Here is a 21,590-nt window from a genome sequence, read left to right as displayed (position 1 = left end):
CACTCCTGGCGCCCGAGGGCGTTCCCGTGCCCGGTTCAGTCCTCGGTCTCCACCAGCTCGCGCGCGTAGTTCGCCATGGAGCGCTGATAGCGCGGCAGATGGGGTGCGAGGGCGCCCAGGGCCAGGGACAGGCCCTCGCGGTCACGGCCGAGGCTCGACAGGCACAGGGCGAGTGTGGCCCGGACCGCGTCGTCGAGTTCGTCGGAAAGGGCGGTCAGTTCGGGGGTCAGGAGCTTGACGCCCTCCTCGGCCTGCCCGATGTTCCTGAGCGAGCTGGACATCTGGATCTTCGCCCGCCGGCCCTTGTAGCCGCTCAGACCCCGCGCGAGCGCCTCCCGGTACAGCGGTACCGCCTTGTCGGAGTGCCCGGTGGAGTCCCACGCGCATGCCTGCTCGAAGGGGCCGAGCGGGCTGTCGTCCGGCAGTTCGGCGACGAGGGCGTCGATCACCGCCCGGAAACCGGCCTGCCCGGCGGAGTCGGCCTGGTCGTCGAACGCGGCCCACGCGGCGATGACACGGTCTTCCCAGTCCTGGTTCACCGGATCACCCTCGCACAGGCGTCTCAGGGAGCGCACGGGTATTTTGAGCGCTCCGGCCGCCGCAGCCGTATCGAACACGAGGGCCCCGCGCCGGGGCCCGGTACGGCATGTCGCCGGAAGGGACCGGAGGAACAGCAGATGAGGTTGACCCGACCGAGGCTCGCGCTGGCCGGCGCGGCGGCGATCTGGACACTGGCGGGCTGCGGATCCGGCGGTAAGGGCGAGGCGGCCGTTCCCGAGACGGCCACCGGCAGCCTCGAACACCTGGCCGCCGAGGTGAAGTGCAAGCCGAACATGCAGACCGACGCGGACGAGATCCGGCAGGCCCTGTGCAAGAACCCCGACGGAAAGTTCGTCCTCGCCACCTTCGCCACCGACCGCGGTCAGCGCGAGTGGCTGAACGGCGCGAAGGACTACGGCGGCTACTACCTGGTGGGCCGCAAGTGGGTGGCCGTCGGCCAGGAGAAGACCGTCAACGCGCTGCAGACCACCCTCGGCGGCACCATGGAGGAAGGCTCCGAGCACATGAACCCCGGCGGCAGCCACAACAAGGGCGGCCACCACGGCTGACCACGCCAATTCTTTCTCGGGGGCATTCTTTTCTCTGGGCGTTCGCTCCGGACAGGGAAAGCCGGCGGTGGGAAATCCCACCGCCGGCTTTTTCAGTGGTTCAGGACTACTGGCAGTCCTGGCCGCTGTTGATGCACTGAACCATCTCGTTCATCAGGTCCTCGTCGAAGAAGTTGATGAAGTCGTTGTGGTCGGTGATCGGCTTGTGCAGCTGCTCCGGGAAGGAGTCCACCGCGAAGGCGTTCTGCACCTGTCCGTTGTCGATCTGCGGCGCCTGGACGTCGTAGACCAGGCGGACCTGGAGCTGGGGGATGGCCTGGAAGCCGTTCGAGCAGGTGCCGTCCGCCTCCACGAAGTCCACGTGGGTGCGGTGGTTGGCGCTGTCGATGTTCTGGCCGTCCCAGCAGCTCTGGAAGTTGGACGTGCGCACCACGGAGCTGCCCTCGGGGCAGATCGGGTACTTGTCCGTCACCTGCCGGTCCTCGAAGCCGGTGCAGCTCCAGGACGTGTTGGCGTTGTTCAGGCCGTTGGTGAAGGACTTGGCGTCACCGGTGATGATGCGCAGGGCCCTGGGCATCGCGACGACATCGCTGGTCCGGTTGCCGACGAACTTCAGCTGCGCCTCGCTGGCCTCGACGATCTTGCCGACGTTGCCGTCCTGGCCGCCACCGGGCTGACCCTGGTCGATGTCCTGCGTACCGTCCTGGATCCGCAGCACCGGCCAGAAGTACGACGACTTGTCACCCTGGTTCTGGCAGGTGGTGTTGCCGTTCGCCAGGTCCTCGTCGCTCGCGAAGGCGTTGTTGGCCTGGTTGCCGACGTAGTCGTGCTGGTGCTGGGCACCGTTGCTGACACCGGGGGCCACGATCACGTTGTCCGAGTTGCGGTTCTCGTTCTCGTTGACGCCGCAGTTCGTGGTGAAGCTGCCGGTCGAACCGCCGTCCCCGTTCGCCGCCAGACCGTTCGGCAGGTTGCGGGAGTTGGGCTGGACGTTCTCGATGTTGATGAAGTCGTCCGCCGACGGGCCGTTGCCGGCCTGGCCGCCGTTGCCCTGGTTCTGACCGTTGTCCTGGCCGCCGTCACCCTGGTCCTGACCCTGGTCCTGACCGTCGTTGTTCTGGTCCTGACCGTCGTTGTTCTGATCGCCGTCGTTCTGGCCGCCGTCGTTGGTCTGCGGCTGCTCGGCCGGAACTCCCTGGCACTGCGCGAACTGGTCGAGCCCGCGGGGGGCCTTGCCACCGACCCGGTTGATCTGGATGCGGATCCGGTCGAGCGTGGCCACTCGCTTGGACTTCAGCGGGCCGAGGATGGCGTTGCTGACGAAGCTCGCGTCACCTGCCTGGGCCTGACGGGTCTCCGCCAGCCGCGTGTAGGCGTCGGTGATCTGCCTGTCGAGCAGCGCCAGCTCCTTGGCGACACCCTTACGCGCGCTCCTCGGCACCCTCGTCAGCTTCTGGCCGACGTCCGGGCAGTTGATCGTCGCGATCTGGGCGTTCGTGGACTTCGTCCGGTTCCACCCGGAGTTGTTGTCCTCGTGCGCCGAAGCATAGAAATTGGCCCAGACAAGCCCGCCCCCACCGAGCGCTAGGGCCGCCGATGCGGCAATGGCCTTGGTGGCCAGCGGCGTACGGCGTTTTCTCGTGTTGCGTCCCATGGAACTCCTCTGACTTCCTTTTTCGGGGCATCGAGGCGCCCGACAGGAGTGAAGCGGCTCCTTCTCATACGGAGCGCGTCCCAGGGGTGTTCAGCCGTCTCGGAAATTGTTGAGGGATTCGTGGGTGCACTGTGTGCTCAACAGGCGCACGGACACCGGGAGTTGTCGATCCTCGACGACGCGTGAATGAGCGGGTCCGTTTTCATCTGCCGTGGTCGAGATACGCGAGAACCGCCAGCACGCGACGGTTGTCGTCGTCCGACACCTCCAGGCCCAGTTTGGCGAAGATGTTGGCGGTGTGCTTGGCGATCGCCCGTTCCGTGACGACCAGCCGGTCCGCGATCGCCGCGTTCGTCCGTCCCTGCGCCATCAGCTCCAGCACCTCCGTCTCGCGCGGCGTGAGCCGCGCCAGCGGCTGGTCGTCGGCCGCGCGCCGGGACAGCAGCTGCTGGATCACCTGCGGGTCCATCGCGGTGCCGCCCGCCGCGACCCGCCGTACGGCGTCCACGAACTGGTCCGCGTCGAACACCCGGTCCTTCAGCAGGTATCCGACCCCGCCGCTGCCGTCGGCGAGCAGCTCGCGCGCGTACAGCTGCTCCACGTGCTGGGACAGGACCAGCACCGGCAGCCCGGGCTTGTTCGCGCGGGCCCGCAGCGCGCACTGCAGGCCCTCGTCGGTGTGCGTGGGCGGCAGGCGTACGTCGACGACGGCGACGTCCGGGTCCAGCTCGGCCAGCGCCCGGGACAGCTCCGGGCCGGTCTTGACGGCCGCCGCGATCTCGAAGTCGTAGGCCTCCAGAAGCCGGACGAGGCCGTCCCGCAGCAGGAACAGGTCTTCGGCTAGGACAACGCGCAAGGAATCTCCATGGTGACCATGGTGGGACCGCCCGCGGGGCTGCTGACGGCCAGGACGCCGTCGAATGTACCGAGTCGCCGTTCGACCCCGGCCAGGCCCGAACCGGCCTCGATCACCGCGCCGCCCTTGCCGTTGTCGGTGACGGTGACGCGCAGCATGCCGTTCGTGTGGTGCAGGTCGGCCCAGATCCGGTCGGCGCCCGCGTGCTTGACGGCGTTGGTGAGCACCTCGCTGACCGCGAAGTACGCCGCCGACTCCACGGGTGCCTCCGCCCGCCCGGGCAGCTCCACGGTCACCTCGGTCGGCACCGGCAGCCGCAGCGCCAACGCCCGCACGGCGTCCCCCAGTCCGCGCTCGGCGAGCACGGGCGGGTGGATGCCGCGCACCAGGTCGCGCAGCTCGGCGAGGGCGTCGACGGAGGACCGGCGGGCCTGCGCCACGAGCTGCTTGGCCTTCGCCGGATCCTTGTCGAGCAGCGTCTCGATGGTCCCGAGGTCCATGCCCATCGCCACCAGCCGTGCCTGCGCCCCGTCGTGCAGGTCGCGTTCGATCCGGCGCAGTTCGGCGGCGGAGGTGTCGACGGCGTCCCGCCGGGTCTCGGTCAACACCCGCACCCGCTCGGCGAGTTCGCGCTGGTCGGAGCCGAGCACCGCCCGGGTGAGGCGGAAGTGGGCCCGCAGCAGGCGCGGGGTGAAGAAGTGGGCGAACAGCAGCAGTACGGCGGCCAGGGCGCCGGCACCGAGCGCGGACGCCTGCCCGGTCACCGGCACGAAGCCGTACCAGTACCCGTCGGGCAGGACCCGCCACAGCCCCGCCGCGATCGCGAACCCCTCCAGCGGATAGAAGAGCAGCACGGCCGGCAGCAGCGCGGTCAGGAATCCCGCCGTCATGTCGACCGGCAGCCACCGCAGGTCCCGCCAGGTCGCCGGGTCGCCCAGCATCCCGAAGGTGCGGGTCCACGGGTTGGCGACCCACGGCGACGGCAGCGGCCGGTACGCCGCGGGGATCCGCACCCCGCCCCACTCGGCCGCGAGCACCCGCCGCCAGTTCGCGAACGTCCGCACGCCGGTCAGCACGTACGGCGTCGTGACGAGGCCGACGCCGATCGGGATCAGCGCCATCGACACCAGGGACAGAACGAGGCAGACGACGGCCCCCGGCAGCGCCACCAGTGCCAGCGCCAACCCCCGTACCGCGGCGACCCCCATGCCCCGCGCTCTCGAACCGCGGCCGTTCTCCGTGTCGTTGGTCATGGCCTCAGTCTCGCCGAGGTGACAGCGGTGGTCACGGGGCCGAGGCCCCGCATCAGGGGGTGGTGCCAGGTACACCCTGCCCGGTGGCCGCGAGCACCTTCGCCTCCGCCTCGGGATCGAGGCCCACGGCGGGCCGGTCCGGGCGCAGGGGTGCCGTACCGCCGATGTCCTGGAGCCATCGCCAGGTGTCGGCGACGGTCTCCTCGACGGGCCGGCAGCGCAGCCCGGTCGCGACGGCCCGGGACACGTCGGCGGTGTGCAGCGCGTCGTGCATGTCGCTGCCCGGCGGCACCCACACCGGGAGCTGGGTCCACGGCTCGATGCCCGCGTCCAGGATCACCTCGGGCGCGGTCCAGCGCAGGTCGGCGGCCCCGCCGACGGTGGCCACGCAGGCGTCGAGCAACTCGCCCATGGTGGCGTGTCCTTGCGGGCTGATCAGGTTGTACGGGCCGCTCAGCCGCTGTTCCACCGCCCCCAGGACCCATTCCGCGAGGTCGCGGATGTCGAGGTACTGCAGGGGAAGGTCCCAAGGCCCCGGCGCCAGCACCGGTCCGCCACGGGCGATCCGGGTCAGCCACCAGGGCAGCCGGCCGATGTTCTCGTACGGCCCGAGCAGCAGCCCCGCCCGCACGAGAACGGAGCTGTCCGCCCCGAACTCCTCGACGGCGGCCAGCTCGCCGCCGCGCTTGTCGCGCTGGTAGTCGGTGTGCTCCGCACCGGCCTCGGCGCCTTCCACCAGCGGCGCGTCCTCGCCGTATCCCGCGGGCGGCGCCCACGCGTACACCGAGCAGCTCGACACGTACACATAGCGCCCGGCGCGGCCCCGCAGCAGCCGCGCCGAGTCCCGCACCGCGCGGGGCGCCGCCGACCAGGTGTCGACGACGGCGTCCCACTCGCCCGTGTGCTCGGCGAGAGCGGTGAGCCCGTCGGTCGCCGTGCGGTCCCCGCGCAGCGACCGCACCCCGGCCGGGGGCTCGTGCCGCCCCCGGTTGAAGACGGTCACGTCCCAGCCGCGCCCGAGGGCAGCCGTCACGACGGCCCGCCCCGCGAACTCCGTCCCACCCAGCACCAGAAGTCTCATGCCGTCGACTCTGCACGGTGCGGGCGCGGGGCGGAAGCGGACTCTGCCGTCAGCAGAAGGCTCCCCGGGCAGCGGCCGGGGCGGGGATCAGCGCCCGGCCGGCGGGGTGTACTTGTACCCCACCCGCCGCACGGTCCGGATCACGTCCCGGTGCTCGGCTCCCAGCTTGCGGCGCAGCCGGGCGATGTGGACGTCGACGGTACGGCCGTCGCCCACGTGCCCGTATCCCCACACCGTGCTGACCAGCTGGTCCCGTGTGTGCACGCGATCGGGGTGGGCCACCAGATGGGCGAGCAGCTCGAACTCCAGGTAGGTGAGATCGAGTTCCCGCCCGTCGACCGCCGCGGTGCGCCGCACGGTGTCGACGGAGACGAGCGGGTCGCCGCCGGGGCCACGGGTCCGGTCCGGGACCGGTACCGGCGGCTGCCGGTCGGCCGGGACGAGCACCAGGTAGCCGATCATCGGCGGCTGCCCCGGCAGCGTGGGCAGGGCGTGCTGGGGCGCGGGCAGCCAGGTGGCACCGGGCGGCAGCAGGTCGGCTACGTCGATCGCCTCGTCCCGGTCGACGGCACGCAGATGCAGCCGTGAGCCGCTCGGGGCGGGGGAGTCGAGCGTGGCGGAGGACAGGGGACGAGTGGTCGCCATGAGAAGTCAGCTCTTTCGCGCGAGAAGTCCGTCGGACGCGGACGTGGACGAAGACGTGAGAGGACGTACGTCGTTTCGCGCTGGCCGAAGGCCGGAGAGTACGGCGTCAGAGGGCCGGCGCGTTCATCGCGCGGCAACACAGCCGGTCGAAGTCGTGGTGCTGACGGGAAGGCCAGAAAGGCTCCAGGTCGGGGCGACCCGGCGCGGGGTGCTTCTGGAAACCGACCATGGCCCCATTGAAGCAGACGCCCGCCCGGGAGGGGACCCTTGGTCCGGGCGAACCGGTCCACGCACGGCGAAGGGGGCGGCCACCTCGGCGGTGGACGCCCCCTTCGACGAGCTGTGGGAGATCAGACCTGGCCGGCCTTCTCCAGCGCCGAGCAGCAGGTGTCGACGAGCAGGCGGGTCACCACGTACGGGTCGACGTTGGCGTTCGGGCGGCGGTCCTCGATGTAGCCCTTGCCGTCCTTCTCGACCTGCCACGGGATACGGACCGAGGCGCCGCGGTTGGAGACGCCGTAGGAGTACTCGTTCCACGGGGCGGTCTCGTGCAGACCGGTCAGGCGGTCGTCGATGCCGGCGCCGTAGTTCTTGACGTGGTCGAGCGGCTTGGAGCCCTCGCCGAGCGACTCGCACGCGGTGATGATCGCGTCGTAGCCCTCGCGCATGGCCTTCGTGGAGAAGTTGGTGTGCGCGCCGGCGCCGTTCCAGTCGCCCTTGACCGGCTTCGGGTCGAGGGTGGCGGCGACGCCGAAGTCCTCGGCGGTGCGGTAGAGCAGCCAGCGGGCCACCCACAGCTGGTCGGAGACCTCCAGCGGCGCCAGCGGGCCGACCTGGAACTCCCACTGGCCGGGCATGACCTCGGCGTTGATGCCGGACAGGCCCAGACCCGCCTTCAGGCAGTTGTCCAGGTGGGCCTCGACGACGTCACGGCCGAAGATCTCGTCGGCGCCGACACCGCAGTAGTAGCCGCCCTGCGGGGCCGGGAAGCCGCCCTTGGGGAAGCCGAGCGGGTAGCCGTCCTGGAAGAAGGTGTACTCCTGCTCGATACCGAAGATCGGCTCCTGAGCGGCGAACTTCTCGGCGACCTCGACGAGCGCCGCGCGGGTGTTCGTGGCGTGCGGGGTGAGGTCGATGTTCAGGACCTCGCACAGGACGAGGATGTCGTCACCGCCGCGGATCGGGTCCGGGCAGGTGAAGACCGGCTTGAGCACGCAGTCCGAGGCGTGGCCCTCGGCCTGGTTGGTGGAGGACCCGTCGAAGCCCCAGATCGGCAGCGCGTCGAGACCGGCGGGAGCGCCCGCGATGATCTTCGTCTTGGAACGCAGCTTGGCCGTCGGCTCGGTGCCGTCGATCCAGATGTACTCAGCCTTGAAGGTCACGGGCCACATCCTTCGGGGGTGGGTCTGGGCGCAGTTGCGGGTGCTGCGGCGCTGCGGCACTGAGGCGCCGCCGTTGATGTCCGCGAGCCTGTCAACAGGCGATTTCCCGGTCATTGCTCGAATGTGAACCCCGTGTTACCTGGGGGTGGTGTGGCGCGTTTCACGTACCTCGATGTCACACGCGCGAGTCCTGCCGCTCGTGGCCGCGAGCGGCAGGACCCATGACACGTACGGCGCGACTACTCCGACATCACCCCACCTTCTCGATCACCGCGCGACGGATCAGGAACTTGCCGGGTTCGCGGACCTGCTCGAAGGCCGCGTTGTTGAGGAGCACGCAGCTACCGGAGACCGAGGTCACCTCGACCGTCGTGGACTTGTTGTTGTCCAGGTTGGTGACCTTCAGCTTCGTGCCGGCCGGGAACTGGTTGCTGGACGCCGCCGGAGCACCGCCCTCGCCGGAGAGCGTGACCGTCGAGCCGTTGCAGACCTGCTGGCCCGAGGCCGCGCCCGCGCCGCCGTTCCCGGCGTTCCCGTTCTCCGCAGGGGCGCTCTGCGACGGGGCGGCGCCACCCGCCTGCTGACCGCCACCCTGATCACCGCCCGCCTGCTGACCGCCGCCCTGCTGACCGCCGCCCTGCTGGCCGCCCTGCGCCGGCTGCGAAGCCTGGGAGCCCTGAGCCGACTCCCCAACCGCGCACCCGGACGCTTCCTGCTGGACCTGGATCTGCTTGATGACGGCTTCACGGTTGGCGATCCTGGCCTCGGACTGCGCGTCCGGATTGGCCCGTTGCCCCTCGATGAACCGCTGGTTGTTGCCGAGGGCGGTGGCGAGCCCCTGACAGACGGTGGACTCCGCGGCGGACTTGGTCGTCGGCGTCTGCGAGGCGTTCGAGGTGCTCGCCATGACGAAGGCACCACCACCCGCCACCGTCGCCGCGCTCACCAGCAGCGCGAGCTTCTTCTTCGGACCGAGAGTTCTCCTACGCGACATGCGCGCCTCCTGGGAGGTAGGGGAGCGTACGCCGTTATGTACGAGATACCGATCGAGGTTACTCAGCGGTCGTGGAGGTCATTGGAGTAACGTGCGTCACAGCAAGGGAAGTTGGCGGGGTGGGGGGCTTCAGCCCTCGCGGGACAAGGCGTCCCGTACCGCCTCGTCGGTGCGCGCGACGACGGCCGTGCCGTCCTGCGCGGTGATGATCGGCCGCTGGATCAGCTTGGGGTGCTCGGCCAGGGCCTTGATCCACCGGCCCCGGGAGTCCGCGTCCCGTGCCCACTCCTTGACCCCGAGCTCCTTGGCGGCCGTCTCCTGGGTCCGGGTGATGTCCCAGGGTTCGAGCCCGAGCCGGTCGAGTACGTCGCGGATCTCGTCCTCGGTGGGTACGTCCTCCAGGTAGCGGCGGACGGTGTAGTCGGCCCCCTCGGCGTCGAGCAGGCTGATGGCGCTGCGGCACTTGGAACAGGCCGGGTTGATCCAGATCTCCATGTGTCTCACGGTATCCCGGGGTGGCCGGCGAGCTCCGCCGACGGGGCCGTGTTCGATTTCCCCGAGGCCCCAGGGGCACCTTCGGGACCTGCTGTGACGCAGCGGCAACTTTGTTGCTGACCAGGCGATTTCACCGTCTCCACGACCCTCGGATTGTCAGTGGCGGGCAGTAGACTGTACGTAGTGTTCGAAGGACGTCGCCGGGAAGCCGGCCGGCGCTCCGACCGCGACAGGAGGATGCCTGTGCCCGCTGCCGCACTGAAGCCGAAGCCGACCCGCAAGCCCTTGCCCACCCAGTCCACCGCGAAGCACCCGGTCCTGCTCGACCTGCCGTACGCGCCCGTGCAGAAGCGGCCGCTGCCGGCGGGGCGTCCGCGCGACTGGTACGTGACCCACAACCGCCGCCTCAAGGCCATGCGCCTGGCGATCGCCCTGCTCGACTCGGGCGTCTACATGCCGAACCAGGCGCGTGACGAGACGATCCGGAGCGCCGCGGAGACGATCGGCGTGCATCCGCCGTCGGCGACGACGTGCCACATGGTGCGGGCGCTGATGCGGTACTCGCGGTAGTCGTGGCGCCGGGTGCCGTCCGTCTCGGGGCACCCGGCGCCGCCGGCGCCGTCGACCGGCCCGCTACCGCGTCAACTCCCGCTCCAGCGGCGTACGGAACCGCGGGGTCACCCGGGCCGGACCCACCCACCCCCGCAGCCGGTCGGCCTCCGCCGCGATCGCCGCCTCCGCCGCGCGCCGCTCCGCGCCGCCCAGGTCCTGGAGCAACCGCCAGACGACCTCGCCGTCCTTGCGCTGGGCCCATCCGCCCACCACCCGTCCGTCCCACCAGACCGTAGGTCCCACGTTGCCGCTCCGGTCGAACAGGGACGGCCACAGGTCCGGCGCCAGATACCAATCCCGCCGCTGCCACCCCATCGCCGTGGGGTCGAGGGCGGGCAGCAGCGCCGCCCACGGCTCGACGTGCTCCGGGGCCGGATCGGCATCGCCGGCGACGACGAACCCCGTGCCCTCGTCCAGGGACACGGCCTGTGCCCCGATCGCCGTCAGCGCGCGGCGCACCTCCGTCACCCGCCACCCCGTCCACCACTTGAGGTCGGCCTCCGTCGCCGGTCCGCACACCGCGAGCCAGCGCCGCAGCAGTTCCGCCTGGGCCCCGGCCACGTCCAGCTCCGGATGCTCGGGCGCCGGTGCCCACCGGAACTGCGAGGACGTCCAGGAGCCCAGGGGCCGTCCCCGCACCACCTTCCCCTCGACGCCCAGCACCCGCAGCAGCCGCGTCGAGACGGTGTGCACGCCCTCGTAGCTCTTGCCCGCCCCGTACCGGAACTGCTCGCGCAACCGGGGTTCGTCCTCGGCGAGTTCGGCCGCCGTCGCCTGTCCGCGCCGCGCCAGCGCCGCCAGCGCCGACTCCTCGACCTCCGCCAGCCAGGCCGCGTCCGGCGCCCCCGCCGCGGCCATGTGCTTGACCAGCGTGGCCCGCTCCCGGGCGGCGACCGCGAGGCCGGTCGAGGCGTGCACGACGGCCGTCAGCGCGGCGGGGAAGACGAACACGGTGTGCCGCATGCCGTGCATACGGACCAGCGTCCGGTCCTCGTACAGCGCGCGCTCGGTGTCCGCGACGGTCTTCGCGGGCGTCGCCAGTCGTGCGCCCACGGCCAGGTACACGGTCGCCGGGTCGGTGCCGTGCAGGGCGACCAGGGACTCGGCGACCTCCGCCGGCCGGGCCGCTCGCGCCGCCCCGGCCAACCGATGCCGCAGACCCAGCCGGGCCCGTCGCTCCGCCACACCGATGTACCGCAGCCCGTCACCCATCCCGGCCTCCACCCGTCCTGCCCGCACGCGGTCTTCCCGCCCCTCCACGCATCCTTGCGGACGGCACTGACAACGGCACGCTGCCGGGGTTCACCTGGTCCGCGACCCGATCACCGTGCCGGGTACGGCGTCGGCGATACCCGTGCCGGGGACGCCAGCCCGAGCCGTGCCGGGGACGCCACCCCGAGCCGTGCCGGGGACGCCACCCGGTTGCCGTACCCGGCAGGCGCACGTCGCCCGTTCGGCCGGTGCACTGCGATCAGTGCGGGCGCGATGGACAGCGGCCGGGGCACGCACGGCATACGTCGGCCGGGGCACGCACGGCATACGTCGGCCGCAGCACGGGCCGGCCGCACGGTCACCGAGTTCGCGCCGGCCCACGCCGACCGGACCGCTGCCGATCACACGGCCCCCCGGCGCGGCCGTCCCGGCCGGTGCCGTCGACACCGCGCCCGGGGTCACCTTCAGCCGCCCCCGTGCGGCCATGGCGTCAGCCGTACAGCTCCAGCAGCCCGGCCACGTACGCCCCCAGCCGCTCGCCCAGCACCTCGGGCGTCAGCTCCGTGCGCCCCAGGTCGCGCCACGGCCCGGCCAGCTTCGCCGCGTCCGGCGCGTAGGCCAGGGCGTCCAGCAGCCGCCAGTACAGGTGGTCGTCGGTGTCGGCGAGCGGGCGTCCGCCGTGCGCCTCGTACCGCTGCCGGAAACCGAGCCCGTGCTCCGGGCCGTGCAGCAGGGCGAGCGCCGTGGAGCAGTGGGCGACGTCGAGGTCGGCCGGACCCCAGGACGTCTCCACCCAGTCGACGACACCGCTGATCCGCAGCCGCTCGCCCGCGCCGTCGAACAGCACGTTCCCCGGGTGGAAGTCCCGGTGCAGGAAGCAGCCGCGGTACGCGGGGGCCTCGCGGCGGATCACGTCCACGGCCCGTTCCCACAGCGCCCCGTCCGGTGCCTGCACCCGCTCCGGGGACGTCCACGCCTGGTAGGTGCGCGGACGATCGTCCGGTACGACCCGGTGGATCGCGGCGAGTTGGGACGCCAGCAGGTCCAGGCGGCGGTCCAGGTCCTGCTCGTCGACCCGTACCCGACCGGGCAGCAGGGACATCAGCAGCGAGGGGTGGTCGCAGTGCTCGGCTGTGGCGTCGACCGCGATCAACCGGGGAGCGGGGACCTCCGCCTGCCCGGCGAGCAGGGTGAGGACCGACGCCTCCCGGGTCAGCAGCCCCGGCGCGTGCCCGCGGAAGAAGGGCTTCACGAAGGTGCGCAGCGCGAGCCGGGTTCCGTCGTCGAGGGTGAGCCGCCGCATCTGCGAGCTCCATCCCCCCTGCGCGAAGGCGGTGTCGGTGACGGTCCGGCCCTCCGGCAGCTGCTTGGCCAGCCAGGAGCGGGTGGCCGTCCAGCCCCCGTCACCGAGGCCGGTCAGTACGGCCGTCACGAACTCTCGCCTGTCGTCCGCGTGTTCCTCGAACCACAGCCCCAGCATGTGCTCCGCGTCCGGCACGTCGAACCGGGTGAACTGGGCATGTGCGGCCAGAGCGTCCTGCACGGCCTCCGTCACCGCCGGCGGGATGATCGCGTCCGTCCCCGGCACCGCGAGCACCGCCCGGCCCTCGTACCCCCGCAGCACGTCCAGCGCGGGCGCCGTACGCCAGCCCTCCGGCCTGCGGATGATCTCGCTGAACCGCCCTTCGCCCTCCCCGAAGGGCACCTCCCACGCCTCCTCGGCGTACACCGCGGGCGCGCACAGCCCCACCGCCACCACGCGCGCCCCGTAGTGCGCGACGACGTCCGCGACCGTCTGTCCGCTCATGCTGAACCCGACCACGACCAGCGGACCGTCCGCCGGCACGCGCGCGTCGATGACGGCCACCGCCTGCTCCATGCGCCTGCGCAGGCTCAACTCCCGCAGTTCCCCCGTGCTTTCACCGTGCCCGGAGAAGTCGAAGGCGAGCCCGCGGCAGCCGCGCGAGACGAACTCGCCGAGCAGCGGGAGCAGCCGGTCCTTGGTGCCGTTGCCGGCGCCGTGCAGCAGCACGACGGTGGCGGCCCGGGGGTCATCGGCGTCACCGGCGTACACCCCGCTGAGCAGTTCACCGTCGGTGGCGTGTGTGAAGGAGGAGAACTCGGTCATGCGCCCCATTCATTCACGGCACGCAGGCCACGGGAAAAGGAGATGCACGCCCGGTGACCGGATCCCTACGCTGGACACGCGTAACGGAGCAGCTCACGCCGCTTCGCGCAGGGCAGGCGCCGCCCTGTGGACTCGGGGCTACTCTCTACGCACCGACGGACGGTCGTCCTTCCCCCAGCGCCCCGTCGGAGTATCGGTCACCGCTCAGATCAAGATCCGACCCACGTTCACGGAGGCCCGTGATGGGCACCATCGTCATGTCCGGGACCGTCGTCCTGGTGATCCTAGGATTCGGAAACCACCTCTACTGGCTGGCCGCGGTCGGTGTGCTGTTCCTGTACCTGCGCTACGGCCGGGGCTCCGCCGCGCCGAGCGGCGGAGCCGGGGGAGGGGCCTCCTCGGGAGGCGCCGTGCCCGCCGACTACCGCGCCTACCGCGACCGCCGTGACACGCAGGCCAAGTGGGAGCGCCGCTACCGTCGCGAGCGTCCCCTGGAGTCCCGTCGTCAGGAGCGCGAGAGGAGCAGGTGAGACCAGCTCCGCCGGTAGCCCGCGGTGCCCCCGGTCACAGGCCGGGGGCACCCCACAGGGGGAACCAGCGGCCCAGGTCCTGCTCGATCCGCAGGTCGTCGGTGAGCGCCGCCTTCACCCGTAGCTCCAGCGGGTTGTCACGGCGCTCCTCGGCACCGGCCAGTGGCGCGAACGGGTAGAAGGTGCCGCGCTTGTAGAGGTAGACGAGGGCGAGCCGGCTGCCCGCGTCGTTCTCGAACCCGACCAGCGAGCACAGCAGTTGCGGGCCGAAGCCGTTGACCTCCATCGCGCTGTTCACCGCGTGCAGGTCGTTGACGAGCTCCGGCAACCGGTCGGGGGCGCGCCGGGAGACCAGCCATGAGTAGCCGTAGCCGTCCCGGGTCAGCTCCACCGGCCGGCCCTCGCGCTCCGCGTCCGCATCGAGCAGCGCCTGCACCTCGCGGTGTGTCTGCTCGAAGACAGCGCCCTCGACCGCCGCGAAGCACACCGCCCCGCTCCCGGTCGGCCGGAACCCGGCCGCCGCCTCCAGGGTCACCGCCGCCGACGGCAGCCCGAAGAGCTGGTCGAGATCGGGCGTGACCGGTTTCGTACGACCGAGCAGGATGTCCAGTAGTCCCATGCTCAGGCCCCTCCCGGAGCCGCCGCCTCACCCAGCTCGACGGAGATCCGTCCCAGCTGGTCGAGCCGCTGCTCCAGGCTCGGGTGGGTCGACAGGAGCCGCGCGAGGTTCGGCTCCCGGCCGAGTGCCGGGGTGAAGTAGAAGGCGTTGAAGGCCTGCGCGGTCCGCAGGTCCCGGCTGGGGATCCGGGCGATGTCGCCGGAGACCTTGGTGAGCGCGGAGGCCAGCACCGAGGGCCGTCCGGTGAGCAGCGCCGCGGCCCTGTCGGCGGCCAGCTCGCGGTACCGGGACAGGGCTCTGATCAGCAGGAAGCTCAGCGCGTACACGGCCGCCGACACGCCCATCACGGCGGCGAGGACGACCGCGGTGTTCTGGTCCCGGCGCCCGCCGCCGAACAGCTGCGAGTAGAAGGCGAACCGCACGACCAGGCCCGCGATCACACCGAGGAACGAGGCCACCGTGATCACGGCGACGTCCTTGTGCGCCACGTGCGACAGCTCGTGCGCGAGCACACCCTCCAGCTCGTCCGGCTCCAGCCGCCGCAGCAGCCCCGTGGTCACGCAGACCACGGCGTGATCGGCGTTCCGCCCGGTGGCGAAGGCGTTCGGCATCTCCATGTCCGAGACGGCGACGACGGGTTTCGGCATGTCGGCGAGGGCGCACAGCCGGTCGACCACCCCGTGCAGTTCGGGATACTCCTCCCGCTCCACGACCCGCCCGCGCATCGCGAACAGCGCGACCCGGTCCGAGAACCAGTACTGCGCCCCCAGCAGCGCGGCCGCGACCACCACGACCAGCACCCAGGACTTCAGCAGCACGATCAGCGCGGCGACGAAGCCCACGTACAGCAACCCGAGCAGAAACAGCGTGACCCCCATACGGGTGGTCAGTCGGCGATCACTTCGCAAGCGGCTGTGCATCTGGCCTCACCCCGCGCACTCAGGCACTCGTCCCACTGCCCAGTGTGCACCCGGTGACCCCCATGAACGGGTCGTGACCAGCTCTGGGAGCGGCAAAAGGTCCGCGCCCGAACGGACGAGCCCTAGTAAGACCCGCGGAAGTTGATGTAGCCCAGCAGCAGGATCACCCCGGCGACGCAGCCGAGGACCACGACCGTGGAGATCCAGCCCGACCGGCGGTGCCGTCGTGCCACGTGGTCGGGCTCGGCCCGGAACGGCACGGGGCCGGGCGGGTTGTGCTTCCAGCGCGCGGCGAGCATGCGGGCCCGGGCCGAGGGCTCCTTGTGCTCGGCCTGGTCCGCCCATCTGAGGTCGAACTCGGGCTGCTGGTCGTCGTGTTCGTGCTCGGGCATGTCCCGTCCACCCCCGTGTGGTCTCATCGGCAGAATAGAACACGCGCCCGTGTTCGCGCTGCCGACGCAGGTCACCGGGCGTCAGCGAGGGAACCGGTTCCGGTACGCGGTCGGGCCCCATGACGCGGGGCGTGAGCGTGGGAGTGCGCCGCACACGACCGAGCCCCTGCCGCTCACGAGGAACGGCAGGGGCTCATGAACTCCGCCGAGGACGGAGATCCCGGTTTTAGACGTCGAAGTACAGCTCGAACTCGTGCGGGTGCGGACGCAGCTGCAGCGGCGCGATCTCGTTCGTGCGCTTGTAGTCGATCCACGTCTCGATCAGGTCCGGCGTGAAGACGTCGCCCTGGAGGAGGAACTCGTGGTCGGCCTCCAGCGAGTCGAGGACGGCCGGGAGCGAGGTCGGGACCTGCGGGACGCCCGCGTGCTCCTCGGGAGCCAGCTCGTACAGGTCCTTGTCGATCGGCTCGGCCGGCTCGATCTTGTTCTTGATGCCGTCCAGGCCCGCGAGCAGCAGGGCCGAGAAGGCCAGGTACGGGTTGCCGGAGGAGTCGGGCGCGCGGAACTCGACGCGCTTGGCCTTCGGGTTGGAGCCCGTGATCGGGATACGCATGGCCGCAGAGCGGTTGCGCTGCGAGTAGACCAGGTTCACCGGCGCCTCGAAGCCCGGCACCAGACGGTGGTACGAGTTCACCGTCGGGTTGGTGAAGGCCAGCAGCGACGGGGCGTGCTTGAGGATGCCGCCGATGTAGTAGCGGGCGGTGTCCGACAGGCCCGCGTAACCGGCCTCGTCGTAGAAGAGCGGGGAGCCGCCCTGCCACAGCGACTGGTGCACGTGCATGCCCGAGCCGTTGTCACCGAAGATCGGCTTCGGCATGAAGGTCGCGGTCTTGCCGTTGCGCCAGGCGACGTTCTTCACGATGTACTTGAAGAGCTGCAGGTCGTCGGCGGCCGCGAGCAGGGTGTTGAACTTGTAGTTGATCTCGGCCTGGCCGGCGGTGCCCACCTCGTGGTGCTGGCGCTCGACCTTCAGACCGGCGCGGTCCAGCTCCAGGGAGATCTCGGCGCGCAGGTCGGCGAAGTGGTCGACCGGCGGGGTCGGGAAGTAGCCGCCCTTGTAACGGACCTTGTAACCACGGTTGTCCTCCAGGGCGCCGGTGTTCCAGGCGCCGGCCTCGGAGTCGATGTGGTAGAAGGACTCGTTCTCCGACGTCTTGAAGCGCACGCTGTCGAAGACGTAGAACTCGGCCTCGGGACCGAAGTACGCGGTGTCCGCGATACCGGTGGAGGCGAGGTAGGCCTCGGCCTTCTTCGCCACGTTGCGCGGGTCACGGCTGTACTGCTCGCCGGTGATCGGGTCGTGGATGAAGAAGTTGATGTTGAGGGTCTTGTCACGGCGGAACGGGTCGACCCGGGCGGTCGACAGGTCCGCGCGCAGCGCCATGTCGGACTCGTGGATGGCCTGGAAACCACGGATCGACGATCCGTCGAAGGCGAGCTCCTCGTCCGCGTCGAACGCCTCGACGGGCACCGTGAAGTGCTGCATGACGCCCGGCAGGTCGCAGAAGCGGACGTCGACGAACTTGACGTCCTCGTCCGCGATGAACTTCTTGGCCTCGTCGGCGTTCTGGAACATCCAGCTCCTCCTACTCCCGACCGTCCTCGCCGGGGTGGTAGTTCGTTCGTGCGGCCAGTGCGGTGGCACACGCTGACCTCGACCCTAGGGACGGGTGATTTCTCGGGCGTGACCCATTTGTTTCGCACACGTTAACCGGACATCCCGCACCTCACCCCACCTGTCCACATCGCAAAACGGGCACAGTACGGTGGTCACGTGGACAAGAGGCAAGCAATCGGATCCTGGCTCTCCGGCCCCCGCGCGGCCGCCGAGGACGCCGGTGTCGACTTCGGATACAGGGGGCAGCAGCTCGGCCTTCCGCAGGAGGGGCCGGGCTCCATCGCCCGCCCGGGCCGGCGGCTCGGCGCCCTCGCCGTCGACTGGGGCCTCTGCGTCTTGATCGCATACGGTCTGATCACCGACGGCTACGGCCAGGCGACCAGCAACTGGGCTCTGCTCCTCTTCTTCCTGGTGAGCGTCCTGACCGTCGGCACGGTCGGCTTCACTCCGGGTAAGCGCCTCTTCGGCCTGCGCGTGGTCACCCTGGAGACCGGCACCGTCAACCCGCTGCGCGCCCTGCTGCGCACGGCCCTGCTGTGCGTCGCCGTCCCGGCCCTGATCTGGGACCGCGACGGCCGGGGCCTGCACGACCGGCTGGCGGGCACCGTGGAAGTGCGTATCTAGCGCCTCTCGTACGACGAAGCGCGCCTCTCGTACGACGAAGGGGGCGCCCGGAGTGATCCGGGCGCCCCCTTTCTCGTATGAGGAGGTCAGCGGGCCTTGGGCCCGCCCTTCGGCAGCTTCATGCCCTTGGGCATCGGGCCCTTCGGCAGCGGCATGTTGCTCATGAGGTCGCCCATGGCCCGCAGCCGGTCGTTGGTGGCGGTCACCTGGGGGCCGGTCAGCACGCGCGGCAGCTTCAGCATCGTCGTGCGCAGCTTCTTCAGCTCGACCTGGCCCTCGCCGACGCCGACGATCAGATCGTGCACCGGTACGTCGGCGACGATACGGTTCATCTTCCTCTTCTCGGCGGCCAGCAGGCTCTTCACCCGGTTCGGGTTGCCCTCGGCGACCAGCACGATGCCGGCCTTGCCGACGGCCCGGTGGACCACGTCCTGGCTGCGGTTCATCGCCACCGCGGGTGTCGTCGTCCAGCCTCGGCCGATGTTGTCCAGCACGGCCGCTGCGGCGCCCGGCTGGCCCTCCATCTGCCCGAAGGCGGCCCGCTCGGCCCGGCGCCCGAACACGATCGCCGTCGCGAGGAAGGCGAGCAGGAGGCCCAGGATGCCGAGATAGATGGGGTGACCGATCAAGAAACCGATCGCGAGGAAGACACCGAAGGTGACGATTCCGACTGCCGCGAGTACAAGACCGATCTTCTTGTCGGCCCTGCGGGTCATCTTGTAGGTCAGGGCGATCTGCTTCAGTCGCCCGGGGTTAGCAGCGTCCGCTGCAGTTTCCTTCCTCGCCATGCCACGAAGTCTACGTGGCCCCACAAGCGCCGACGACGGCAGTGCCGCGCGACCCCCCGTCGGCATGCCGCCGCGCCGCGTGGGTGCCGGGGTCAGGGGCGGACGGTGGTGGCCTGGTCCAGGACGCGCTGTGCCTCCACCCGGTCCTTGGCGCGACGGCGGTCCTCCAGCACGGACGTCCAGGCGTTGCGGCGGGCGGTGCGGTGACCGCTGCTCATGAGCAGCGACTCGACGGCACGGAGTGCAGTCGTGAACGACGGGATGGCGGTGGCGCGAACGGGCGCGGCCTGCATGGTGGAGGTCCCCCCTCGGGAATGGGCCTTTGGCGAATGGTGCACGGGGCGTACAACCAGGGTCACTGAATGGTGTTACCAGGACGTGACCGACCGGTCAAACACCCATGAAGCCTTGATGTGTGGCCCGAAACGCCTGACGCGGCCCGGATCGTGCCCCTATCTGCGGGGACGTCCAGGGCCGCGTCGAGGGGCGGCTACCGAGGGGTAGTTGCTTGTGCGTAGATTCACACGCCGTATGTGGCACTCCGTGTCATCACACGGCCTGCGACGCGATGTACGCGCCACGCTTCTCCACAGCCATCTGGTACAGCCGGCCGGCCCGGTAGGAGGAGCGCACCAGCGGGCCGGACATCACACCGGAGAAGCCGATCTGCTCGGCCTCCTCCTTCAGCTCCACGAACTCCTGCGGCTTGACCCAGCGCTCCACCGGGTGGTGCCGCACGGAGGGCCGCAGGTACTGCGTGATGGTGACCAGCTCGCAACCGGCCTCGTGCAGCTGCCGCAGCGCCTTGCTGATCTCCTCGCGGGTCTCGCCCATGCCGAGGATCAGGTTCGACTTGGTGACCAGACCGAAGTCGCGGGCCTCGGTGATGACCTTCAGCGAGCGCTCGTAGCGGAAGCCCGGCCGGATGCGCTTGAAGATCCGGGGCACCGTCTCGACGTTGTGCGCGAAGACCTCGGGGCGGGAGTCGAAGACCTCCTGGAGCAGCTCCGGCACGGCGTTGAAGTCCGGGGCGAGCAGCTCGACCTTGGTGCGGCCGGCCTCGCGGCCGGCGGTCTGCCGGTGGATCTGGCGAACCGTCTCGGCGTACAGCCAGGCGCCGCCGTCGGGGAGGTCGTCGCGGGCGACGCCGGTGATGGTGGCGTAGTTCAGGTCCATGGTGACCACCGACTCGCCGACGCGGCGCGGCTCGTCGCGGTCGAGCGCCTCGGGCTTGCCGGTGTCGATCTGGCAGAAGTCGCAGCGCCGGGTGCACTGGTCGCCGCCGATGAGGAAGGTCGCCTCGCGGTCCTCCCAGCACTCGTAGATGTTCGGGCAGCCGGCTTCCTGGCAGACCGTGTGCAGGCCCTCGCTCTTCACGAGGTTCTGCATCTTGGTGTACTCGGGACCCATTTTCGCCCGGGTCTTGATCCACTCGGGCTTGCGCTCGATGGGGGTCTGGCTGTTGCGGACCTCCAGGCGCAGCATCTTGCGTCCGTCGGGTGAGACTGCGGACACGACCGGCTCCCTAGCGATTGATTCTTCGGCGCCCTCAAGGGTACGCCCGTGGATTTGAATGCCTGCGTGGGTGTCAGCCCCTCCACGGGCCCCTTTATGCCGCCGGCTGCTTCTCGATCTCCCGCGGCTTGAGGTCCGCGTTCTCCAGTACCTCCCGCAGATGCCGCTCGACGATGGGCAGCACCTCGTCGATGGTGACGTCCCGGCCGAGCTCGCCCGCCAGGGAAGCCACTCCCGCGTCGCGGATGCCGCACGGGATGATCCTGTCGAACCACTTGTTGTCCGGGTTCACGTTCAGCGCGAAGCCGTGCATCGTCACGCCCTTGGCGACCCGGATCCCGATCGCCGCGATCTTGCGGTCCTCGCGCCGCTGGCCGGCGTTGGAGGGGGCGTACTCCGGGCCGTTCAGGCGCGGGTCGAACTCCTCGTCGGTCAGGCGGGGGTCGAAGTCGAGGGACAGCCCGCCGAGCGCCGGGCGCCGCTCCACCGGGTCGCCGAGCACCCATACGCCGCTGCGGCCCTCGACCCGGGTGGTCTCCAGGCCGAACTCCGCACAGGTGCGGATCAGGGCCTCCTCCAGGCGCCGTACGTGGGCGACGACGTCGACGGGGCGGGGCAGCTTCTGGATCGGGTAGCCGACCAGTTGGCCCGGCCCGTGCCAGGTGATCTTGCCGCCGCGGTCCACGTCGACGACCGGCGTGCCGTCCAGGGGGCGTTCGCTGTCCGCCGTGCGGCGGCCCGCCGTGTAGACCGGGGGGTGTTCGAGCAGCAGGACCGTGTCGGGGATCTCGTCCGCGAACCGTGCCGCGTGCACCCGGCGCTGCTCGTCCCACGCCTCCTGGTACTCGACGGCGTCCGCGCCGAACCCCATGCGCACGAACCGCAACTCACCCACGGCAAGCCTCCCTGGAAGCCTCAGAAGGTCGTAAGGCACAAAGCGTGCCCACGCCACTGTACGACCGCCGCGTTCGGGTGACGCCTCCCGGCCTGCGTCAGCCCGGTAGGGCAATCCTCACACGATCGGATGAATAGGCGGCGTAATGTGCGATCGGCTGTTTACTCTCCGCTACATTCGCGCCGTTCGAGATGCCAAAAGGGCTGCT

General features: G+C 70.6%; 23 protein-coding genes. 4 read left to right on the top strand and 19 right to left on the bottom strand.

Annotated features, from left to right (window positions below):
- Positions 1-35: 35 nt before the first annotated feature.
- On the bottom strand, positions 36-557 hold the full coding sequence (locus ACFYNL_RS07415; protein WP_388800505.1) for a tetratricopeptide repeat protein: 522 nt from the start codon (positions 555-557) through the stop codon (positions 36-38).
- Between the two features lie 120 nt (positions 558-677).
- Here ACFYNL_RS07415 and ACFYNL_RS07410 point away from each other — a divergent pair, with 120 nt between their 5' ends.
- Positions 678-1,109 (top strand): hypothetical protein, encoded by a 432-nt coding sequence (locus tag ACFYNL_RS07410; protein ID WP_388798110.1) that lies wholly within the window; start codon positions 678-680, stop codon positions 1,107-1,109.
- Positions 1,110-1,215: 106 nt separating this feature from the next.
- On the opposite strand, the gene ACFYNL_RS07405 is transcribed toward ACFYNL_RS07410, so the two are convergent.
- From ACFYNL_RS07405 to ACFYNL_RS07370, 8 genes are all read right to left on the bottom strand, one after another.
- Positions 1,216-2,763 (bottom strand): DUF1996 domain-containing protein, encoded by a 1,548-nt coding sequence (locus ACFYNL_RS07405; RefSeq protein ID WP_388798107.1) that lies wholly within the window; start codon positions 2,761-2,763, stop codon positions 1,216-1,218.
- Between the two features lie 202 nt (positions 2,764-2,965).
- Positions 2,966-3,619 (bottom strand): LuxR C-terminal-related transcriptional regulator, encoded by a 654-nt coding sequence (locus tag ACFYNL_RS07400; RefSeq protein ID WP_388798104.1) that lies wholly within the window; start codon positions 3,617-3,619, stop codon positions 2,966-2,968.
- Complete coding sequence (locus tag ACFYNL_RS07395) at positions 3,604-4,872, bottom strand: sensor histidine kinase (RefSeq protein ID WP_388798101.1); 1,269 nt, start codon at positions 4,870-4,872, stop codon at positions 3,604-3,606. The genes ACFYNL_RS07400 and ACFYNL_RS07395 overlap by 16 nt, the downstream gene beginning before the upstream one ends.
- Positions 4,873-4,924: 52 nt before the next feature.
- The gene (locus ACFYNL_RS07390) at positions 4,925-5,953 is read right to left on the bottom strand and encodes an NAD-dependent epimerase/dehydratase family protein (RefSeq protein ID WP_388798098.1); all 1,029 of its coding nucleotides are present in this window, start codon (positions 5,951-5,953) and stop codon (positions 4,925-4,927) included.
- A gap of 87 nt (positions 5,954-6,040) precedes the next feature.
- Complete coding sequence (locus ACFYNL_RS07385) at positions 6,041-6,598, bottom strand: winged helix-turn-helix domain-containing protein (RefSeq protein WP_388798095.1); 558 nt, start codon at positions 6,596-6,598, stop codon at positions 6,041-6,043.
- Between the two features lie 350 nt (positions 6,599-6,948).
- The gene (gene glnII / locus ACFYNL_RS07380; RefSeq protein WP_388798092.1) at positions 6,949-7,980 is read right to left on the bottom strand and encodes a glutamine synthetase; all 1,032 of its coding nucleotides are present in this window, start codon (positions 7,978-7,980) and stop codon (positions 6,949-6,951) included.
- A 250-nt stretch (positions 7,981-8,230) separates the two neighbouring features.
- Positions 8,231-8,974 carry a hypothetical protein gene (locus tag ACFYNL_RS07375; RefSeq protein WP_388798089.1) on the bottom strand — a complete coding sequence of 248 codons (744 nt, stop codon included), beginning with the start codon at positions 8,972-8,974 and terminating at the stop codon, positions 8,231-8,233.
- A gap of 129 nt (positions 8,975-9,103) precedes the next feature.
- Entirely contained in the window at positions 9,104-9,469 is a 366-nt protein-coding gene (locus ACFYNL_RS07370) for an arsenate reductase family protein (protein WP_388798086.1), read from the bottom strand.
- Between the two features lie 243 nt (positions 9,470-9,712).
- On the opposite strand from ACFYNL_RS07370, the gene ACFYNL_RS07365 reads away from it, so the two are divergent.
- Entirely contained in the window at positions 9,713-10,039 is a 327-nt protein-coding gene (locus ACFYNL_RS07365; RefSeq protein WP_388798083.1) for a hypothetical protein, read from the top strand.
- A 63-nt stretch (positions 10,040-10,102) separates the two neighbouring features.
- Here the strand turns inward: ACFYNL_RS07365 and ACFYNL_RS07360 are convergent, their stop codons facing one another.
- Together ACFYNL_RS07360 and ACFYNL_RS07355 are read right to left on the bottom strand one after the other, a co-directional pair.
- Positions 10,103-11,293 (bottom strand): winged helix DNA-binding domain-containing protein, encoded by a 1,191-nt coding sequence (locus tag ACFYNL_RS07360; protein WP_388798080.1) that lies wholly within the window; start codon positions 11,291-11,293, stop codon positions 10,103-10,105.
- A gap of 490 nt (positions 11,294-11,783) precedes the next feature.
- Positions 11,784-13,430 (bottom strand): phosphotransferase, encoded by a 1,647-nt coding sequence (locus ACFYNL_RS07355; RefSeq protein WP_388798077.1) that lies wholly within the window; start codon positions 13,428-13,430, stop codon positions 11,784-11,786.
- Positions 13,431-13,663: 233 nt separating this feature from the next.
- Here ACFYNL_RS07355 and ACFYNL_RS07350 point away from each other — a divergent pair, with 233 nt between their 5' ends.
- Positions 13,664-13,951 (top strand): hypothetical protein, encoded by a 288-nt coding sequence (locus tag ACFYNL_RS07350; RefSeq protein WP_388798074.1) that lies wholly within the window; start codon positions 13,664-13,666, stop codon positions 13,949-13,951.
- Positions 13,952-13,985: 34 nt separating this feature from the next.
- On the opposite strand, the gene ACFYNL_RS07345 is transcribed toward ACFYNL_RS07350, so the two are convergent.
- The 4 genes from ACFYNL_RS07345 to glnA form a co-directional block, all read right to left on the bottom strand.
- On the bottom strand, positions 13,986-14,570 hold the full coding sequence (locus ACFYNL_RS07345; protein ID WP_388798071.1) for a hypothetical protein: 585 nt from the start codon (positions 14,568-14,570) through the stop codon (positions 13,986-13,988).
- 2 nt (positions 14,571-14,572) lie between these two features.
- The gene (htpX, locus tag ACFYNL_RS07340) at positions 14,573-15,490 is read right to left on the bottom strand and encodes a zinc metalloprotease HtpX (RefSeq protein WP_388798068.1); all 918 of its coding nucleotides are present in this window, start codon (positions 15,488-15,490) and stop codon (positions 14,573-14,575) included.
- A 122-nt stretch (positions 15,491-15,612) separates the two neighbouring features.
- Positions 15,613-15,882 (bottom strand): hypothetical protein, encoded by a 270-nt coding sequence (locus ACFYNL_RS07335; protein ID WP_388798065.1) that lies wholly within the window; start codon positions 15,880-15,882, stop codon positions 15,613-15,615.
- A 226-nt stretch (positions 15,883-16,108) separates the two neighbouring features.
- A complete protein-coding gene (glnA, locus tag ACFYNL_RS07330; protein WP_388798062.1) occupies positions 16,109-17,518 on the bottom strand; it encodes a type I glutamate--ammonia ligase in 1,410 nt (469 codons plus the stop codon).
- Positions 17,519-17,716: 198 nt separating this feature from the next.
- On the opposite strand from glnA, the gene ACFYNL_RS07325 reads away from it, so the two are divergent.
- Positions 17,717-18,184: an RDD family protein gene (locus ACFYNL_RS07325; protein WP_388798059.1), complete on the top strand. Its 468-nt coding sequence runs from the start codon at positions 17,717-17,719 to the stop codon at positions 18,182-18,184.
- 86 nt (positions 18,185-18,270) lie between these two features.
- On the opposite strand, the gene ACFYNL_RS07320 is transcribed toward ACFYNL_RS07325, so the two are convergent.
- The 4 genes from ACFYNL_RS07320 to lipB form a co-directional block, all read right to left on the bottom strand.
- Positions 18,271-18,972: a DUF4191 domain-containing protein gene (locus ACFYNL_RS07320; RefSeq protein ID WP_388798056.1), complete on the bottom strand. Its 702-nt coding sequence runs from the start codon at positions 18,970-18,972 to the stop codon at positions 18,271-18,273.
- A gap of 92 nt (positions 18,973-19,064) precedes the next feature.
- Positions 19,065-19,265, bottom strand: a complete 201-nt coding sequence (locus tag ACFYNL_RS07315) for a hypothetical protein (RefSeq protein WP_388798053.1) — start codon at positions 19,263-19,265, stop codon at positions 19,065-19,067.
- 256 nt (positions 19,266-19,521) lie between these two features.
- Positions 19,522-20,487 (bottom strand): lipoyl synthase, encoded by a 966-nt coding sequence (lipA, locus tag ACFYNL_RS07310; RefSeq protein WP_388798050.1) that lies wholly within the window; start codon positions 20,485-20,487, stop codon positions 19,522-19,524.
- Positions 20,488-20,581: 94 nt separating this feature from the next.
- Positions 20,582-21,382, bottom strand: coding sequence for a lipoyl(octanoyl) transferase LipB (lipB, locus tag ACFYNL_RS07305; RefSeq protein WP_388798047.1), 801 nt, complete (start codon positions 21,380-21,382; stop codon positions 20,582-20,584).
- Positions 21,383-21,590 lie beyond the last annotated feature (208 nt).

It is taken from the genome of Streptomyces sp. NPDC007808 (assembly GCF_042868655.1).
GTDB lineage: Bacteria > Actinomycetota > Actinomycetes > Streptomycetales > Streptomycetaceae > Streptomyces.
Note: the sequence above shows the minus strand (reverse complement) of the source record. Positions and strands in the feature narration are given on the sequence as shown.

Bases quoted from the DNA above. Each gene is read 5' to 3' on its own strand.
- ACFYNL_RS07410 (WP_388798110.1), top strand. From the start codon at position 678: ATGAGGTTGACCCGACCGAGGCTCGCGCTGGCCGGCGCGGCGGCGATC.
- ACFYNL_RS07405 (WP_388798107.1), bottom strand. From the start codon at position 2,763: ATGGGACGCAACACGAGAAAACGCCGTACGCCGCTGGCCACCAAGGCC.
- ACFYNL_RS07395 (WP_388798101.1), bottom strand. From the start codon at position 4,872: ATGACCAACGACACGGAGAACGGCCGCGGTTCGAGAGCGCGGGGCATG.
- ACFYNL_RS07390 (WP_388798098.1), bottom strand. From the start codon at position 5,953: ATGAGACTTCTGGTGCTGGGTGGGACGGAGTTCGCGGGGCGGGCCGTC.
- ACFYNL_RS07385 (WP_388798095.1), bottom strand. From the start codon at position 6,598: ATGGCGACCACTCGTCCCCTGTCCTCCGCCACGCTCGACTCCCCCGCC.
- ACFYNL_RS07375 (WP_388798089.1), bottom strand. From the start codon at position 8,974: ATGTCGCGTAGGAGAACTCTCGGTCCGAAGAAGAAGCTCGCGCTGCTG.
- ACFYNL_RS07370 (WP_388798086.1), bottom strand. From the start codon at position 9,469: ATGGAGATCTGGATCAACCCGGCCTGTTCCAAGTGCCGCAGCGCCATC.
- ACFYNL_RS07360 (WP_388798080.1), bottom strand. From the start codon at position 11,293: ATGGGTGACGGGCTGCGGTACATCGGTGTGGCGGAGCGACGGGCCCGG.
- ACFYNL_RS07355 (WP_388798077.1), bottom strand. From the start codon at position 13,430: ATGGGGCGCATGACCGAGTTCTCCTCCTTCACACACGCCACCGACGGT.
- ACFYNL_RS07350 (WP_388798074.1), top strand. From the start codon at position 13,664: ATGGGCACCATCGTCATGTCCGGGACCGTCGTCCTGGTGATCCTAGGA.
- ACFYNL_RS07345 (WP_388798071.1), bottom strand. From the start codon at position 14,570: ATGGGACTACTGGACATCCTGCTCGGTCGTACGAAACCGGTCACGCCC.
- htpX (WP_388798068.1), bottom strand. From the start codon at position 15,490: ATGCACAGCCGCTTGCGAAGTGATCGCCGACTGACCACCCGTATGGGG.
- ACFYNL_RS07335 (WP_388798065.1), bottom strand. From the start codon at position 15,882: ATGCCCGAGCACGAACACGACGACCAGCAGCCCGAGTTCGACCTCAGA.
- glnA (WP_388798062.1), bottom strand. From the start codon at position 17,518: ATGTTCCAGAACGCCGACGAGGCCAAGAAGTTCATCGCGGACGAGGAC.
- ACFYNL_RS07320 (WP_388798056.1), bottom strand. From the start codon at position 18,972: ATGGCGAGGAAGGAAACTGCAGCGGACGCTGCTAACCCCGGGCGACTG.
- ACFYNL_RS07315 (WP_388798053.1), bottom strand. From the start codon at position 19,265: ATGCAGGCCGCGCCCGTTCGCGCCACCGCCATCCCGTCGTTCACGACT.